Origin of the sequence: Achromobacter sp. PD1 (genome assembly GCF_048541815.1) — a bacterium.
In the GTDB taxonomy this organism is placed as follows: Bacteria; Pseudomonadota; Gammaproteobacteria; order Burkholderiales; family Burkholderiaceae_B; genus Achromobacter; species Achromobacter bronchisepticus_A.
This window is the reverse complement of record NZ_CP183349.1, coordinates 6,980,634-6,994,232: the sequence shown is the minus strand read 5'-3', so window position 1 is coordinate 6,994,232 and position 13,599 is coordinate 6,980,634. Positions and strand designations below refer to the sequence as shown.

Here is a 13,599-nt window from a genome sequence, read left to right as displayed (position 1 = left end):
ACCTCATCCTGCAACCCCATCGCCGCCGCTTTCGCTTCAGACCCGAGATCGGTTACCGCCTGGAGGCTAGCGATATAAGGGATAACCCTTAATGAACATCGCCAGCCAAGCCCAAGACTATAGCACGATTTTTGCAGATTACGCAACTGGCTTCTGCCTAATTTGCTGCAATCCTTGCAATAACCGCCGGACAACATCGCTGCTGACCTGGCGGCAGGCCGGCTTGGTTTCCCTTAGCTAACCCGCGTGCTTGCTTGGCTTCGCGCTTCAAAACTGCCCGAATCGCGAAGGAGCGAGACTATAGCACGGAATTTTGGCGGGATTGCGAAGGTGACACCCTTTTTTTAGAGGATGCTTTTTTTGGGGGACGCACTGCTCGTCCTGGACAACCTCACTGCAAACCCCAAAGAGCGGTACCTATATATAGAGAGTGGCTGAAGGCCATAGCTAAAGCCGGAGCTCTGTGGTTTCCTTGATCTGCTGAAGGGCGAAGAATGAACGCATGTCTACCACTGCGGGATGGCGCATCAGCGTATCCATGGCGAAGCGGGAGAAATGCGCCAGGTCGGCAACCTGTATCCGCAGCAGGTAGTCCATGTCTCCGGACATGGCGTAGCACTCCACCACCTCCGGCCATAGCTGCACATCGCGGGCGAAGTCGCTCATGGGAGCATGACTGGATCCGCTGTGCTTGTTCAGACGGATGTTTACGTAGGCGAGCAGGCCCAAGCCGACCTTCTTCGCGTCGATCAGGGCGACGTACTTCTTGATGAAGCCTTTCTCTTCCAGCCGGCGGACCCGCCGCAAACAGGGGCTGGGCGACAGCGACACACGGTCGGCCAACTCCTGGTTGCTGAGGCGACCATCACGCTGCAGTTCGGCCAGAATCCGTATATCTGTCCTATCCAGCTCAATGTCAGACATTTTCAGCCCTTAATGTTTTCTATCCGGCAATATTATTGCTCAACTCAATGGCTTTCGCGACATGTTTGCAATTGTCTGCCCGTCGTTCCTTCCTACAATCTCCGTCTAGACTTGAAGAACAAGTCGTCCTTAAAAACGATGCAAGGGAGCAGACTTATGAGCAGCGCTTTCCAACCCTGGGACAACCCGATGGGTACCGCCGGGTTCGAGTTCATTGAATATGCCGCGCCGGATCCCGCCGCGCTGCGCAAGGTGTTCGAACTGCTGGGCTTCAAGGCCATCGCCAAGCACCGCCACAAGGACGTGACCCTGTACCGCCAAGGCGGCGTGAACTTCCTGATCAACGCAGAACCGGATTCCTTCGCCCAGCGTTTCGCGCGCCTGCATGGCCCGTCGATCTGTGCGATCGGCTTCCGTGTGCAAGATGCCAACGCCGCCTACAAGCGCGCCCTGGAACTGGGCGCGTGGGGCTTCGATTCGCACAGCGGCCCGATGGAACTGAACATTCCGGCGATCAAGGGCATCGGCGATTCGCTTATCTACCTGGTGGATCGCTGGAGCGGCAAGGACGGCCACGGCGGTATCGGCGACATCAGCATCTATGACGTGGACTTCGTGCCCGTGGATCCGCAAAACGCCCAAGCCGACCTGAATCACCGCGGCGCCGGCCTGACGCTGGTGGACCACCTGACGCACAACGTGCACAAGGGCCGCATGGCCGAGTGGGCCGAGTTCTACGAACGCCTCTTCAATTTCCGCGAAGTGCGCTATTTCGACATCGAAGGCAAGGTGACGGGCGTGAAGTCCAAGGCCATGACCTCGCCTTGCGGCAATATCCGCATTCCGATCAACGAGGAAGGCACGGAAGAGAAAGGCCAGATCCAGGAATACCTGGACCTGTACCGCGGTGAAGGCATCCAGCACATCGCCATGGCCACGGAAGACATCTACGCCACCATCGAGGCGCTGCGCCAAAATGGCGTGGTGTTCCTGGACACGCCCGAAACCTACTACGAGCTGCTGGACCGCCGTCTGCCGAACCACGGCGAAGACGTGGCGCGCCTGCAGAAGAACCGCATCCTATTGGACGGCGCCCCCGGCGGCGGCCTGCTGCTGCAGATTTTCACCGAAAACCAGATCGGCCCGATCTTCTTCGAGATCATCCAGCGCAAGGGCAACGACGGCTTCGGCGAAGGCAACTTCAAGGCCCTGTTCGAGTCGATCGAACTGGATCAGATGCGGCGCGGCGTGGTGAAGACCGTCGAATAAAGACTTCCCCCGCCAGCGCCCGGTGCTCGGGCATCGGCGCTGGCTTTGAAACCTCACCTTGTGGTGAGGTTTTTTTTGCCTGCTACTTTTGCAGCCGGTCCTGAAACTGCTTGCGGAACTTGGCGACCTTGGGCGCGATCACGAATTGGCAATAGCCTTGCTCGGGATGCAGGGCGAAGTAGTTGCTGTGGTAGTCCTCGGCCTGCCAGAACTTGGCGGGCGGCAGCACGTGCGTCACGATGGGCGCATCGTAGATTTGCTGGGCATTGACCTCGGCAATGACGGCTTGGGCCTGCTCGCGCTGAGCCTCGTTCTGCCAGAAGATGGCGGATTCGTATTGCGGACCGACGTCATTGCCCTGGCGGCCCGGCGTGGTGGGGTCGTGGGTCGCGAAGAATACGCGCAGCAAGTCGCTGTAGGACAGTTCAGCGGGATCGAACTCGATGCGGGCCACTTCGATGTGTCCCGTGTCCTTGCCGCAGACCTGCTCGTAGCTGGGATTGTCCACATGCCCGCCGCTGTAGCCGGGCAGCACGCTCTTGACCCCGCGCAGCTCGGCGAACACCGCTTCGACGCACCAGAAGCAGCCGCCGCCAAGTACCGCGACCTCATTGCCCGGAGAGGGTTGTTCTGCCATGACGATTCCTTCCTGATAAAGGGCCGCGGAATGCGGCCCGGCGCTCCGGCTTTGTGCTTGGAGCGCGAGAGAACAAGACTACTGCTTGGGGGGAGCCAGCGACAAGATCCATTCGGCGAGCGCGCGGGCGTCGTCCGGGCTGACCTGGGTTTGCGCGGGCATGGGCACGGCGCCCCAGGCGCCGCGGCCGCCGCCGCGGATCTTGCCTGCCAGGTAATCGACCATGGCATCGCCCTGCCCCGCATAGCGCTCGGCCACGCTCTTGAGCGGCGGGCCGACGCGCTTGGCTTCGACCTGGTGGCAGGCCATACAGGCCTTGTTCTTGGCCAGATCCAACCCGGTGGTTTGCGCTTGCGCCGCCCCCGCGCCCAGGACGCAGGCGGCGGCCAACAACAGACTACTCTTCAAATGCATCGGTAACTGCCCCACGGCTCGCGGTGCTGGCGAGCTTGCCGAACTTGGCAAGCACACCGCGTGTATAACGCGGCCGGGGCTGCACCCAGGCCTGGCGACGAGCCGCCATTTCTTCGTCGCTGATATTGAGCTGCAACAGCAGCTTGTGGGCATCGATGGTAACCGAATCGCCCTCGCGGATCAGTGCAATGGGACCGCCCACGAAAGCCTCCGGCGCGACGTGACCCACGACCATGCCCCAGGTGCCGCCGGAAAAACGGCCGTCGGTGATCAACCCCACCGTTTCGCCCAGCCCCTGGCCGACCAGCGCGGAGGTGGGCGCGAGCATCTCGCGCATACCAGGGCCGCCTTTGGGTCCTTCGTAGCGGATGACCACCACATCGCCATCGCGGATCTCACGCGCCATGATGGCCGTCATGGCGTCGTCTTCGGAATCGAAGACGCGCGCCGGGCCCGTGATGACGGGATTCTTCAGGCCGGTGATCTTGGCGACACAGCCTTCGGGGGAGAGATTGCCTTTCAGGATGGCGAGATGACCCTGCGGATACAGCGCCCGGTCCAGCGGCATGATGACGTCCTGGTCCGCCCGGGGCGCGTCGGGCACATCAGCCAGGGTCTCGGCGATGGTCTTGCCGGTGATGGTGATGCAGTCGCCGTGCAGGAGACCCGCATTGAGCAGCAGCTTCATGACCTGCGGAATGCCGCCGGCGCGATGCAGGTCGGTGGCGACATATTTGCCGGACGGTTTCAGGTCGCACAGGACAGGCACGCGCTTGCGGATGCGTTCAAAGTCGTCGATGGTCCACGGCACTTCCGCGGCATGCGCGATTGCCAGGAAATGCAGCACGGCGTTGGTGGAGCCGCCCGTGGCCATGATGACGGACACCGCGTTTTCGATGGATTCGCGCGTGATGATGTCGCGCGGGCGCAAGCCCTTCCTGACCGCCTCGACCAGCACGCGCGCAGACTCCGCGGCGGAGGCGACCTTTTCCTCGTCCTCGTTGGCCATGGTGCTGGAGTACGGCAGGCTCATGCCCATGGCTTCGAACGCGGAACTCATGGTGTTGGCGGTGTACATGCCGCCACAGGACCCGGAACCGGGAATCGCGCACTTCTCGATCTGCTTGAAATCTTCTTCGGGCATGCGGCCCATGGTGTATTCGCCCACGGCCTCGAAGACGGAGACGATGGTGAGATCGTTGCCCTTGTAGTGGCCGGGCTTGATGGTGCCGCCATAGACATAGATGCCAGGCACGTTGGTGCGGGCCAGTGCGATCATGCCGCCGGGCATGTTCTTGTCGCAGCCGCCTATCACGACCACGCCGTCCATCCACTGTCCTTGCGCCGCGGTCTCGATGCAGTCGGCGATGACCTCGCGGGAGACCAGCGAGTACTTCATGCCCTCGGTGCCCATGGACATGCCATCGGAAATGGTGGGCGTGCCGAATACCTGGGGATTGGCCTGCGATGCGCGGATGGCGTCGATGGCCGCATCGGCCAGGCGTTGCAGGCCGCTATTGCAAGGCGTGATCGTCGAATGGCCATTGGCCACGCCGATCATGGGATTTTCGAAGTCGGCTTCCTGATAGCCCAGCGCGTAATACATGGCGCGGTTGGGCGCGCGCGCGACACCGTGGGTGATGTGGCGGGAACGATCGTTGTTCGGCATGGTCTGTCTCCTGTCGGCCGCCGGGGCTCGGACATGGCAACCGCCCCGGGGGAACTGGCTCGCTTGCGCGCGAATCTTCAATGTTCGCCGGTTATTATCATTCAACTTTATTGTGTCGGGCAGAACATGCTGCAATATCCCCAATTTGATCCCGTCGCCCTGCAGATCGGGCCGCTTGCCATCCACTGGTACGGACTGATGTACCTGGTGGGCTTCGCCCTGGTGTACCTGCTGGGACGCCGCCGCATCACCTCCGGCCACACTACGTCACTGAACGTGAAGGATCTGGAAGACCTGATCTTCTATAGCGTGCTGGGCGTGGTACTGGGCGGACGGCTGGGTTATGTGCTGTTCTACAAGCCCTCTTACTACCTGTCCCATCCGCTGGAAGTGCTGTACCTGTGGCAGGGCGGCATGTCGTTCCATGGCGGGCTGATCGGCGTGATCGTGGTGATGCTGCTGTTCGCACGCAAGAAGAAGCTGCCGTTCTTCGCGGTCAGCGATTTCATCGCGCCGCTGATTCCGCTGGGGCTGGGTTTTGGCCGCCTGGGCAACTTCATCAATGGCGAACTCTGGGGCCGGCCCACCGATGTGCCGTGGGCCATGGTGTTTCCGGGCAGCGGCGACGGACTGCCGCGCCACCCCTCGCAGCTCTATGAACTGGGCCTGGAAGGCATCGTGCTGTTTGCACTGCTGTGGTGGTTTTCGAGCAAACCGCGCCCGCTGGGCCAGGTGAGCGGGCTCTTCCTGATGGGTTACGGAACGTTCCGCTTCCTGGTGGAATTCACCCGCGAGCCAGACAACTTCCTGGGCCTGCTCGCGGGCGGGTTGAGCATGGGACAGTGGCTGTCCGTGCCGATGGTCGCCCTGGGCGCCATCATGTTCAGCCTTACTGCAAAACGATCGTCCCGTTGACCGCGATGCTGACCGTGACGTTGCCCGCTTCCAGCGGGACGTCCGGGCTATAGCCGCCCGAGGCGTCCTTGGCCATGGCCGCGGCGCCCATCATGCGCGGCATCGGCACGGGGCCGCCCGAGCCGCCCAGTTCCAGCTTGGACAGGCGGTAGCCCGAGAAACCGAAGGCGTTGGCTGCGGCCAGCGCGCGGTCCTTGAAGGCTTGCGCGGCTTCCTTGAGCAGCTTGCGCTCTTCGGCCTCGCGCACTTCGCGCGACAGCAGGAAGCTGATGTTGGAGATGGCGGTCTTGTCGGACAGCTTGGACGCCAGAGCGGCCGCGGCTTCGAAGTCCTTCGATTCCAGGATCACTTCGCCCTGGCCGCGCCACGAACCGATCTTGCCCTTGCTGGAAGTGTTCGGCCAGACGTTGTAGCCGCCGGTGCGCACTTCCACGCCTTTGGTGTCGCGCGCACGCTTGACCACGTCGTCCAAGGCCGCGCTCAGCTTCTTGCCTGCGGCGGGCTGGTCGGGCGCCTCGACTTCGGCGGACAGGGAAATGCGGACCGTGTCCTGCTTGACTTCAGAAGACGCATTGGCCTGCAGAGTCAGTTCCGGGGCGCGGCTGGCCGACGCTTCCGCCGCGGCGGCGGGCGCCTGGGTCTGGGCATGGGCGAGCGGCGCGGCGCTCAGAGCGGCCACGGTTGCGCACGCCGCGCCGAGTTTGGTCAGCGAGAAAACAGGGTGTTTGAACATGGACTGGTCCTAGAGGGAGGACGAAGGGGAGTGGTGAGGCGCCCGAGGCGGACCTGCTCTTATGGCAGGCCCGCTGGGATAGATGCCCCGCCTGTGCCGTCAAGGCCGGCATCTCGAACCCTGAGGTTCAAGGTGGTCGCGTTCCGAAGAGCGTCGGGTTCGTCTACAGGAGACGATCACTCCAGCTCTGCACTCCCGCAACCAATATGCCAAAAGACATAGGTTCAGAGAATGTATGGCCTAGTCACGAACACGGCAGGGACAAACTGAAAATACTTGAATACTGCTTTATGAACTGTCAGAGCAGTTTTTCCTGACCCGACAAGGCGTCATCGAGTACTGCGTTCATGTCCTCGATTCTACGCTTGAAGTCGCCGACCGCCAAACCGCCCAGCGGACCATCGGGCGCTTTCATGGCGAGCAGCTCGCCCGCGACTTGCAGCGCGGCCATCACGGCGATGCGTTCATTGCTGGAGACCTTGCCCGTGCCCTGGATGCGCAGCATCAGTTGGTCCACGTGGCGCACGGCGGCCAGCAGCGTCGGCTTCTCTTCGGCGGAACACGCCAGGGAATAGTCGCGCCCCAGTATGGTGACATCTACGCGTTCCATCAGTGTTGCTCTCCAGACGGTGCGCCCGGCAGGCGGGCCAGCACGGCGTCGATGCGCTCGCGGGCCGATGCGGCGGCCACGCGCAAGCGCTGTAATTCGGTGTCGCGGGTCTGCAAGCTACCCTGCAATTCGGTTTCACGGGCGGAGAAACGCGACTCGAGCGACTGGCGCTCGGAGGTTTCGCGGGCCAGTTGCTCGCGCAGCGCGGCCTCGGCCTGCTGGGCTTGCTCGAGCATGGAGGTGACCGCGCCGTCGTGATCCTGAAGCTTGCTCTGGAGCGTGACGATTTCGGCCTCGCGCTCGGCGGCGCGCTGCTTGAGCACACGCTGCTCAGCTTCGGTTTCGTTCAAGCGTTGGCGCAACGCGTCACGCTCTGCGTGGAGTTGCCGGGTGCGTTGCACCAGTTGCCCTATGCGGGCGGCGAGTTGGTCTAGATCTTGCAGCATGGGCGCTATCGTAAACCATCCTGAGTTGAACGGGGTCTCTTCACGCAAGGTGAGAAACCCGGCAATATTCAGTAGGATTTATCCCTCCCTCATTCGAAAGCCACGCATCCGGCCGATCCTGCTTTCGTCTTTCTTTCTATAAACTTTCACTTAGCTTTCAAAAAGCCCTCAAACTTCCTGACCCGTTACAACTCGGGGTCGGGAGTTCCCGAATTCTAGGGAAAACCCCAGCCTTTCACCGACCTTACAGGGTTTGCAGCGTGGCGGGCGTCCATTACCATTCGCCCTTTCAAGAATCCCAGCCTTACCTTTCATAAGAACAAATGGCACCCCGAAGTGCCTTTTTTGTGCCTGTCACTCGCCTGTCGGCGGGATTGGCCACAGACCTTTTTATCTACATGCTGTAAACAGGAGCCAACCAATCATGCAGCTACGCAATCGACAGGACTTCTGGTCGGGGGTGATGTTCATCGCCCTTGGACTGGGATTCGCCTGGCAGGCCAGCAGCTACCAAATGGGTACTGCCGCCCGAATGGGCCCAGGGTATTTTCCTTTCTGGCTAGGCATAGTTCTGGCATTGCTGGGCGCCATCGTGCTGCTTGGCTCGATGTCCAAGAAGGCGCACGAAACCCACGTCGACAAGTTCGATTGGCGCATCGTGTTCCTGGTGGTCGGATCGGTCGTGCTCTACGGCTTCATCCTCAAACTGCTGGGCATCTACATCTCGGTATTCGTTCTGGTTGTGGTCAGCAGCCTGGCCAGCCATGAGTTCAGCCTGAAGGTCGCCGTCGCCAACGGCATCTTCCTGGTGGTGTTCTCGTATCTGGCATTCGTCAAGGGGCTGGGGCTGATTTTCCCGCTGTGGCCGTCGTTTCTGGGCATGAACTAAGGAGCCTTCGGCCATGGAATTGTTTGACAACCTCATGCTGGGCTTCTCGGTGGCGTTCACGCCCGAGAACCTGGCCTATGCCTTGCTGGGCTGCATCCTGGGCACGCTGATCGGCGTGCTGCCGGGCATCGGCCCTGTCCCGACCATCGCTATGCTGCTGCCGATCACGTACGTGCTGCCCCCGGTGGCCGGCCTGATCATGCTGGCAGGCATCTACTACGGCGCCCAATACGGCGGCTCCACAACGGCAATTCTCGTGGCATTGCCAGGGGAAACGTCCGCGGTGGTGACCGTGCTGGACGGCCACCAGATGGCCCGCAACGGCCGTGCTGGCGCCGCGCTGGCAATCGCCGCGCTGGGTTCGTTCTTCGCAGGCTGCGTGGCCACGCTGCTGCTGGCCGCTTTCGCGCCCCCGCTGGCTGAAGTCGCGTTCAAGTTCGGCCCGGCCGAGTACTTCTCGCTGATGTGCCTGGGCCTGGTCGGCGCCGTGGTGCTGGCTTCGGGTTCGCTGCCCAAGGCCATCGCGATGATCCTGCTGGGTCTGCTGCTGGGCATGGTGGGCACCGACGTGAACTCGGGCGTCGCCCGCTTCGACTTCGGTATCCCCGAACTGCAAGACGGCATCGACTTCGCCATCGTGGCCATGGGCGTGTTCGGCTTCGCCGAAATCATGACCAACCTCGAGCAGAAGGAAAACCGCGTCGACATCACCGACAAGATCGGCTCGCTGTACCCCAACAAGCAGGAATTCAAGGAAGCCGCCCCCGCTGTGCTGCGCGGCACGGCTCTGGGTTCGGCCCTGGGCATCCTGCCTGGCGGTGGCGCCGTGTTGTCGTCGTTCGCTTCCTACACGCTGGAAAAGAAGATCTCGCGCAATCCGGAACGCTTCGGCAAGGGCCACCCGGCCGGCCTGGCTGGCCCGGAATCGGCGAACAACGCCGCTGCCCAGACCTCGTTCATCCCGCTGCTGACCCTGGGCATCCCGGGTAACGCCGTGATGGCGCTGATGGTCGGCGCGATGACCATCCACAACATCCAGCCCGGCCCGCAAGTCATGACGAGCCACCCGGAGCTGTTCTGGGGCCTGATCGCCTCGATGTGGATCGGCAACCTGATGCTGGTGGTGCTGAACCTGCCGCTGATCGGCCTGTGGGTCAAGCTGCTGAAAGTGCCCTACCGCATCCTGTTCCCGGCGATTCTGGTCTTCTGCACGATCGGCGTGTACTCGTTGAACTACAACACGTTCGACATCTTCACCACCGCCATCTTCGGCATCATCGGCTACGTGTGGTCCAAGCTGAAGTGCGAAGGCGCACCGCTGCTGCTGGGCCTGGTGCTGGGCCCCATGATGGAAGAGAACTTCCGTCGCGCCCTGCTGCTGTCGCGCGGCGACTTCACGACCTTCGTGACGCGTCCGCTGTCGGCCTCGCTGCTGGCCGTCGCCGTCTTCCTGGTGATCCTGGTGGCCCTGCCGGCGATCCGCAAGAAGCGCGAAGAGACCTTCGTCGAAGAAGACTAAAGCGCAGCCTGCCGCCTCGCTGCGGCAGTCCCGCCCTGAAAACCCCCGGGTTCCGCCCCGGGGGTTTTTCTTTGCGCGCACGGTATTCGGTCCGATAGACGCTACCAATCAATACAACTCAATACGGGTTATGTTCAAACGCAGTTCGCGTACGTTAAGCTAGGGGTTTACCCCACGCGATGATTCGAGATGAATTTCAACTGGAACAACCCCTATCCCACCACCCGGCACCCAGTGTTCGCACGCAACGTGGTTGCCACCTCGCAGCCGCTGGCCGCCCAGGCGGGCTTGCGGATCCTGGCGCAAGGCGGCAACGCCGTCGACGCGGCGATCGCCGCGGCCGCCACGCTGGCCCTGACGGAGCCGGTCAGCAACGGGCTGGGATCGGATTGTTTCGCCATCGTCTGGGACGGCTCGAAGTTGCATGGCCTGAATGCCTCGGGTACGGCGCCGGCAGCCTGGAACATGGATTACTTCCGGCGCAAGCACCAGGGCGCCATCCCGACGCGCGGCTGGGACAGCGTGACGGTGCCTGGCTGCGTGGCGGGCTGGGCCGCCCTGCATGAAAGGCTGGGCCGGTTGTCCTTTGCCGATGTGCTGGCGCCCGCCATCGAATATGCCGAGCGCGGCTTTGCCGTGTCGCCCATCGTGCAGGAAAAGTGGGCGGCGCAGGCCGACCTCCTGCAGCCGCAGCCAGGCTTTGCCGAGCATTTCCTGCCACGCGGCCGCGCACCGCAGGTCGGCGAGCACTTCGTGCTGCAAGGCGCGGCCGCCACGCTCAAGCGCATTGCGGCCAGCGGCGGCCGTGACTTCTACGAAGGCGAGACCGCCCACAAGCTGGTGGCGCATGCCCAGGCCCACGACGCCGCGCTGACGCTGGCGGATCTGCGCGATTACGCGCCGCAGTGGGTGGCGCCGATCAGCCAAGCCTACCGCGGCCACACGCTGCATCAGATTCCGCCCAACGGCCAGGGCATCGCCGCCCTGATCGCCCTGGGCATCCTGCAGAACTTCGACGTGGCGGCCCGCCCGGTGGATCACCCCGCAACCCAGCACCTGTTGATCGAGGCGATGAAGCTGGCGTTTGCCGATGTCTACGCGCACGTGGCCGACGCGCAGCACATGCAGGTCACGCCCGAACAGATGCTGGCCGCGGACTATCTGGCGCAGCGGGCGCGCCTGATCGACCCCAATGCGGCGCAGGCCCACGCCAGCGGCCACGCGCCGCGCGGCGGCACTGTCTACCTGACGGCCGCGGACAAGTGCGGCATGATGGTCAGCTTCATCCAGTCGAACTACATGGGCTTCGGCTCCGGCGTGGTGGTCCCAGGCACCGGCGTCAGCCTGCAGAACCGCGGCCATTGCTTCAGCACCGACCCTGGCCACCCCAATGCGGTGGCGGGCGGCAAGCGCCCCTTCCACACCATCATCCCGGGCTTCCTGATGCGCAATGGCGCACCCGTCATGAGTTTTGGGGTCATGGGGGGCAATATGCAGCCCCAGGGGCAGGTGCAGACGCTGGTGCGGATGCTGGACTACGGCCAGCAGCCGCAGGCCGCCTGCGACGCGCCTCGCTGGAAATGGAACCATGGGCTGTCGCTGGACGCGGAGGCCGGCCTGCCCGCGGCCGTCGCCGAGGGGCTGCGCGCCCGCGGCCACGTGCTCGAAAGCATGGCGGATCCCTACATGGACTTCGGCTCGGGACAGTTCATCTGGCGCCTGGGCGACCCGGCGGTGGACGGGTATGTCAGCGCCAGCGACAGCCGGCGCGATGGACTCGCCGCGGGCTTTTGATTGCGTTAAGGTTAGGGCCTGTTTACTGGCGCCAGCGCCCCTGATGGCCTCAATCACATAAAGCGGAGTCCCCTGCATGGCAACGATCGGTACCAAGAGCTACGACGCTGTCGTACCCCAGAAAGTCACTTTCCTCGGTTTGGGCGTGATGGGCCTGCCCATGGCCGGCCATCTGGCGCGTGCGGGACATGACGTCACGGTCTACAGCCGCTCGCCGGCCAAGGCCCAGGCCTGGGTCGCCGAGTTCGGCGGCAAGAGCGCAGCCACGCCGCGCGAAGCCGTGGCCGGCGCGCAGATCGTGTTCGCCTGCGTCGGCAATGACGACGACCTGCGCAGCGTGGTGCTGGGTCCCGACGGCGCGTTCGCCGGCATGACGCCAGGCGCGGTCTTCGTCGACCACACCACCGCGTCCGCCGACGTGGCGCGCGAACTCTACGCGCAGGCCAAGGACCTAGGCCTGAATTTCGTCGACGCGCCGGTGTCGGGCGGGCAGGCAGGCGCGGTCAACGGCGTGCTGACCATCATGTGCGGCGGTGAACAAGCCGTGTTCGATGCGATCAAGCCCGTGGCGCAGAGCTTCGGCCGCGCGGTCACGCTGGTGGGTCCGCCCGGAGCCGGCCAACTGGCCAAGATGGTCAACCAGATCTGCATCGCAGGCGTGGTGCAGGGTCTGTCCGAGGCGATCGCCTTCGGCCAGGCTGCCGATCTGGACATGAAGCTGGTGCTGGACGTGATCAGCAAGGGCGCGGCGCAGAGCTGGCAGATGGAGAACCGCGGCGGCACCATGGTCGACGACAAGTTCGACTTCGGCTTCGCGGTGGACTGGATGCGCAAAGATCTGGGCCTGGTGCTGGCCGAAGCCCGCCACAATGGCGCGCGCCTGCCCCTGACGGCCCTGGTGGACCAGTTCTATGGCGACGTGCAGAAGCTGGGCGGCGGCCGCTGGGATACCTCCAGCCTGATCAAGCGCCTGCGCGACTGAGCCCTGCCCTTGCGGCAAGAAAAAAGGCGAGCCGCAAGGCTCGCCTTTTGCTTTGGACGCCTGCGCTTATGCGGCCAGGCTGTCCTGCTGCGCGGCGGGCAGCAGCGCGTCGATGCGCTGCTTGGCCTGCGCCATGCCTTCCAGCGCGGCCACTTCGCCCATGGCCATGCCTTCGGCGGCGATGAAGGTGACGTCGGTCATGCCCAGGAAGGCCAGCATCTGGCGCAGGTAAGGCGTCATCGTGTCCGAAGGCGTGCCTTCGGCCTTGCCGCCGCGGGCGGTCAGCACGAACACCTGCTTGCCCTTGACCAGGCCTTCGGGCACGCCTTCGGGGGTATAGCGGAAGGTGACGCCGGCGCGGGCGAGATGATCGAGATAGCTCTTGAACTGGGCGGGCATGTTGAAGTTGTAGACCGGAACGGCGAAGACCACGCGATCGGCCTCCATCAATTCGGCTACCAGAGCATCGCTCATCTCAACCAGGCGTTGCTGGTCCACGCTGCGGGCATCGGCCGGGGTGAACAGCGCGCCAGCGGTGTTTCCGTCGAAGTACGGGATGGGCTGGGCGCCGATGTCGCGGACCTTGATGGCCGCGGCCGGATTAGACGCCTTGACGCGGTTGATCAGGTGATCGGCCAATTGCTTGCTGTTGGAACGATCGCCGAGAATAGAGGAAAGGATAACCAGGGTCTTCATTGCAAATTTCTCCAGTGAGGGCCCGCTCGCTGCGGGCGGTCAGGATCCGTAGGCTTTGATCAGATCCCGAGTGCATGGCGTCACTGTAGACGGGTTAATTGT

The 13,599-nt window shown here is 63.3% G+C and carries 14 protein-coding genes and 1 other RNA gene; 6 read left to right on the top strand and 9 right to left on the bottom strand.

Translation table 11 applies throughout. The features are described from left to right. Positions 1 to 447: 447 nt before the first annotated feature. Entirely contained in the window at positions 448 to 924 is a 477-nt protein-coding gene (locus ACM1PE_RS33040; RefSeq protein ID WP_054458545.1) for an Lrp/AsnC family transcriptional regulator, read from the bottom strand. 156 nt (positions 925 to 1,080) lie between these two features. Here ACM1PE_RS33040 and hppD point away from each other — a divergent pair, with 156 nt between their 5' ends. Further along, positions 1,081 to 2,193 carry a 4-hydroxyphenylpyruvate dioxygenase gene (gene hppD, locus ACM1PE_RS33035; RefSeq protein WP_059373040.1) on the top strand — a complete coding sequence of 371 codons (1,113 nt, stop codon included), beginning with the start codon at positions 1,081 to 1,083 and terminating at the stop codon, positions 2,191 to 2,193. 82 nt (positions 2,194 to 2,275) lie between these two features. Here hppD and msrA read toward each other — a convergent pair whose 3' ends face one another. From msrA to ilvD, 3 genes are all read right to left on the bottom strand, one after another. Then, entirely contained in the window at positions 2,276 to 2,830 is a 555-nt protein-coding gene (gene msrA / locus ACM1PE_RS33030) for a peptide-methionine (S)-S-oxide reductase MsrA (protein WP_059373039.1), read from the bottom strand. A gap of 78 nt (positions 2,831 to 2,908) precedes the next feature. Further along, positions 2,909 to 3,244: a c-type cytochrome gene (locus tag ACM1PE_RS33025; RefSeq protein WP_054458538.1), complete on the bottom strand. Its 336-nt coding sequence runs from the start codon at positions 3,242 to 3,244 to the stop codon at positions 2,909 to 2,911. Next, entirely contained in the window at positions 3,228 to 4,913 is a 1,686-nt protein-coding gene (gene ilvD / locus ACM1PE_RS33020) for a dihydroxy-acid dehydratase (protein WP_059373038.1), read from the bottom strand. Before ilvD ends, ACM1PE_RS33025 begins: the two co-directional genes overlap by 17 nt. A gap of 126 nt (positions 4,914 to 5,039) precedes the next feature. Here ilvD and lgt point away from each other — a divergent pair, with 126 nt between their 5' ends. Beyond that, the gene (gene lgt / locus ACM1PE_RS33015; RefSeq protein WP_059373036.1) at positions 5,040 to 5,828 is read left to right on the top strand and encodes a prolipoprotein diacylglyceryl transferase; all 789 of its coding nucleotides are present in this window, start codon (positions 5,040 to 5,042) and stop codon (positions 5,826 to 5,828) included. Here lgt and ACM1PE_RS33010 read toward each other — a convergent pair. The 4 genes from ACM1PE_RS33010 to ACM1PE_RS32995 all read right to left on the bottom strand — a co-directional run bounded on the left by ACM1PE_RS33010 (position 5,803) and on the right by ACM1PE_RS32995 (position 7,617). Continuing rightward, positions 5,803 to 6,561: an SIMPL domain-containing protein gene (locus ACM1PE_RS33010; RefSeq protein WP_118932592.1), complete on the bottom strand. Its 759-nt coding sequence runs from the start codon at positions 6,559 to 6,561 to the stop codon at positions 5,803 to 5,805. The genes lgt and ACM1PE_RS33010 overlap by 26 nt on opposite strands. Positions 6,562 to 6,641: 80 nt before the next feature. Continuing rightward, positions 6,642 to 6,826, bottom strand: a non-coding RNA gene (gene ssrS / locus ACM1PE_RS33005) — 6S RNA. Positions 6,827 to 6,859: 33 nt separating this feature from the next. Next, complete coding sequence (locus tag ACM1PE_RS33000) at positions 6,860 to 7,171, bottom strand: cell division protein ZapA (protein WP_006388757.1); 312 nt, start codon at positions 7,169 to 7,171, stop codon at positions 6,860 to 6,862. Next, on the bottom strand, positions 7,171 to 7,617 hold the full coding sequence (locus ACM1PE_RS32995) for a hypothetical protein (RefSeq protein WP_054458532.1): 447 nt from the start codon (positions 7,615 to 7,617) through the stop codon (positions 7,171 to 7,173). The genes ACM1PE_RS33000 and ACM1PE_RS32995 overlap by 1 nt, the downstream gene beginning before the upstream one ends. Positions 7,618 to 8,041: 424 nt before the next feature. Here ACM1PE_RS32995 and ACM1PE_RS32990 point away from each other — a divergent pair, with 424 nt between their 5' ends. The 4 genes from ACM1PE_RS32990 (at position 8,042) to ACM1PE_RS32975 (ending at position 12,801) form a co-directional block, all read left to right on the top strand. Further along, the gene (locus tag ACM1PE_RS32990) at positions 8,042 to 8,506 is read left to right on the top strand and encodes a tripartite tricarboxylate transporter TctB family protein (RefSeq protein ID WP_059373032.1); all 465 of its coding nucleotides are present in this window, start codon (positions 8,042 to 8,044) and stop codon (positions 8,504 to 8,506) included. A gap of 13 nt (positions 8,507 to 8,519) precedes the next feature. Beyond that, a complete protein-coding gene (locus ACM1PE_RS32985) occupies positions 8,520 to 10,025 on the top strand; it encodes a tripartite tricarboxylate transporter permease (RefSeq protein WP_054458528.1) in 1,506 nt (501 codons plus the stop codon). Between the two features lie 189 nt (positions 10,026 to 10,214). Beyond that, positions 10,215 to 11,819 (top strand): gamma-glutamyltransferase family protein, encoded by a 1,605-nt coding sequence (locus ACM1PE_RS32980; protein ID WP_118932591.1) that lies wholly within the window; start codon positions 10,215 to 10,217, stop codon positions 11,817 to 11,819. Positions 11,820 to 11,895: 76 nt separating this feature from the next. Next, complete coding sequence (locus tag ACM1PE_RS32975; protein WP_419342198.1) at positions 11,896 to 12,801, top strand: NAD(P)-dependent oxidoreductase; 906 nt, start codon at positions 11,896 to 11,898, stop codon at positions 12,799 to 12,801. A 66-nt stretch (positions 12,802 to 12,867) separates the two neighbouring features. Here the strand turns inward: ACM1PE_RS32975 and ACM1PE_RS32970 are convergent, their stop codons facing one another. Next, positions 12,868 to 13,497, bottom strand: coding sequence for an FMN-dependent NADH-azoreductase (locus tag ACM1PE_RS32970; protein ID WP_059373026.1), 630 nt, complete (start codon positions 13,495 to 13,497; stop codon positions 12,868 to 12,870). Between the last annotated feature and the right edge of the window lie 102 nt (positions 13,498 to 13,599).

Coding starts and splice junctions, on each gene's coding strand:
- ilvD (WP_059373038.1), bottom strand. CDS start 4,913: ATGCCGAACAACGATCGTTCCCGCCACATCACCCACGGTGTCGCGCGC.
- ACM1PE_RS33025 (WP_054458538.1), bottom strand. CDS start 3,244: ATGCATTTGAAGAGTAGTCTGTTGTTGGCCGCCGCCTGCGTCCTGGGC.
- ACM1PE_RS33040 (WP_054458545.1), bottom strand. CDS start 924: ATGTCTGACATTGAGCTGGATAGGACAGATATACGGATTCTGGCCGAA.
- ACM1PE_RS32985 (WP_054458528.1), top strand. CDS start 8,520: ATGGAATTGTTTGACAACCTCATGCTGGGCTTCTCGGTGGCGTTCACG.
- ACM1PE_RS32980 (WP_118932591.1), top strand. CDS start 10,215: ATGAATTTCAACTGGAACAACCCCTATCCCACCACCCGGCACCCAGTG.
- ACM1PE_RS32990 (WP_059373032.1), top strand. CDS start 8,042: ATGCAGCTACGCAATCGACAGGACTTCTGGTCGGGGGTGATGTTCATC.
- ACM1PE_RS32970 (WP_059373026.1), bottom strand. CDS start 13,497: ATGAAGACCCTGGTTATCCTTTCCTCTATTCTCGGCGATCGTTCCAAC.
- ACM1PE_RS33000 (WP_006388757.1), bottom strand. CDS start 7,171: ATGGAACGCGTAGATGTCACCATACTGGGGCGCGACTATTCCCTGGCG.
- ACM1PE_RS33010 (WP_118932592.1), bottom strand. CDS start 6,561: ATGTTCAAACACCCTGTTTTCTCGCTGACCAAACTCGGCGCGGCGTGC.
- msrA (WP_059373039.1), bottom strand. CDS start 2,830: ATGGCAGAACAACCCTCTCCGGGCAATGAGGTCGCGGTACTTGGCGGC.
- ACM1PE_RS32995 (WP_054458532.1), bottom strand. CDS start 7,617: ATGCTGCAAGATCTAGACCAACTCGCCGCCCGCATAGGGCAACTGGTG.
- ACM1PE_RS32975 (WP_419342198.1), top strand. CDS start 11,896: ATGGCAACGATCGGTACCAAGAGCTACGACGCTGTCGTACCCCAGAAA.
- hppD (WP_059373040.1), top strand. CDS start 1,081: ATGAGCAGCGCTTTCCAACCCTGGGACAACCCGATGGGTACCGCCGGG.
- lgt (WP_059373036.1), top strand. CDS start 5,040: ATGCTGCAATATCCCCAATTTGATCCCGTCGCCCTGCAGATCGGGCCG.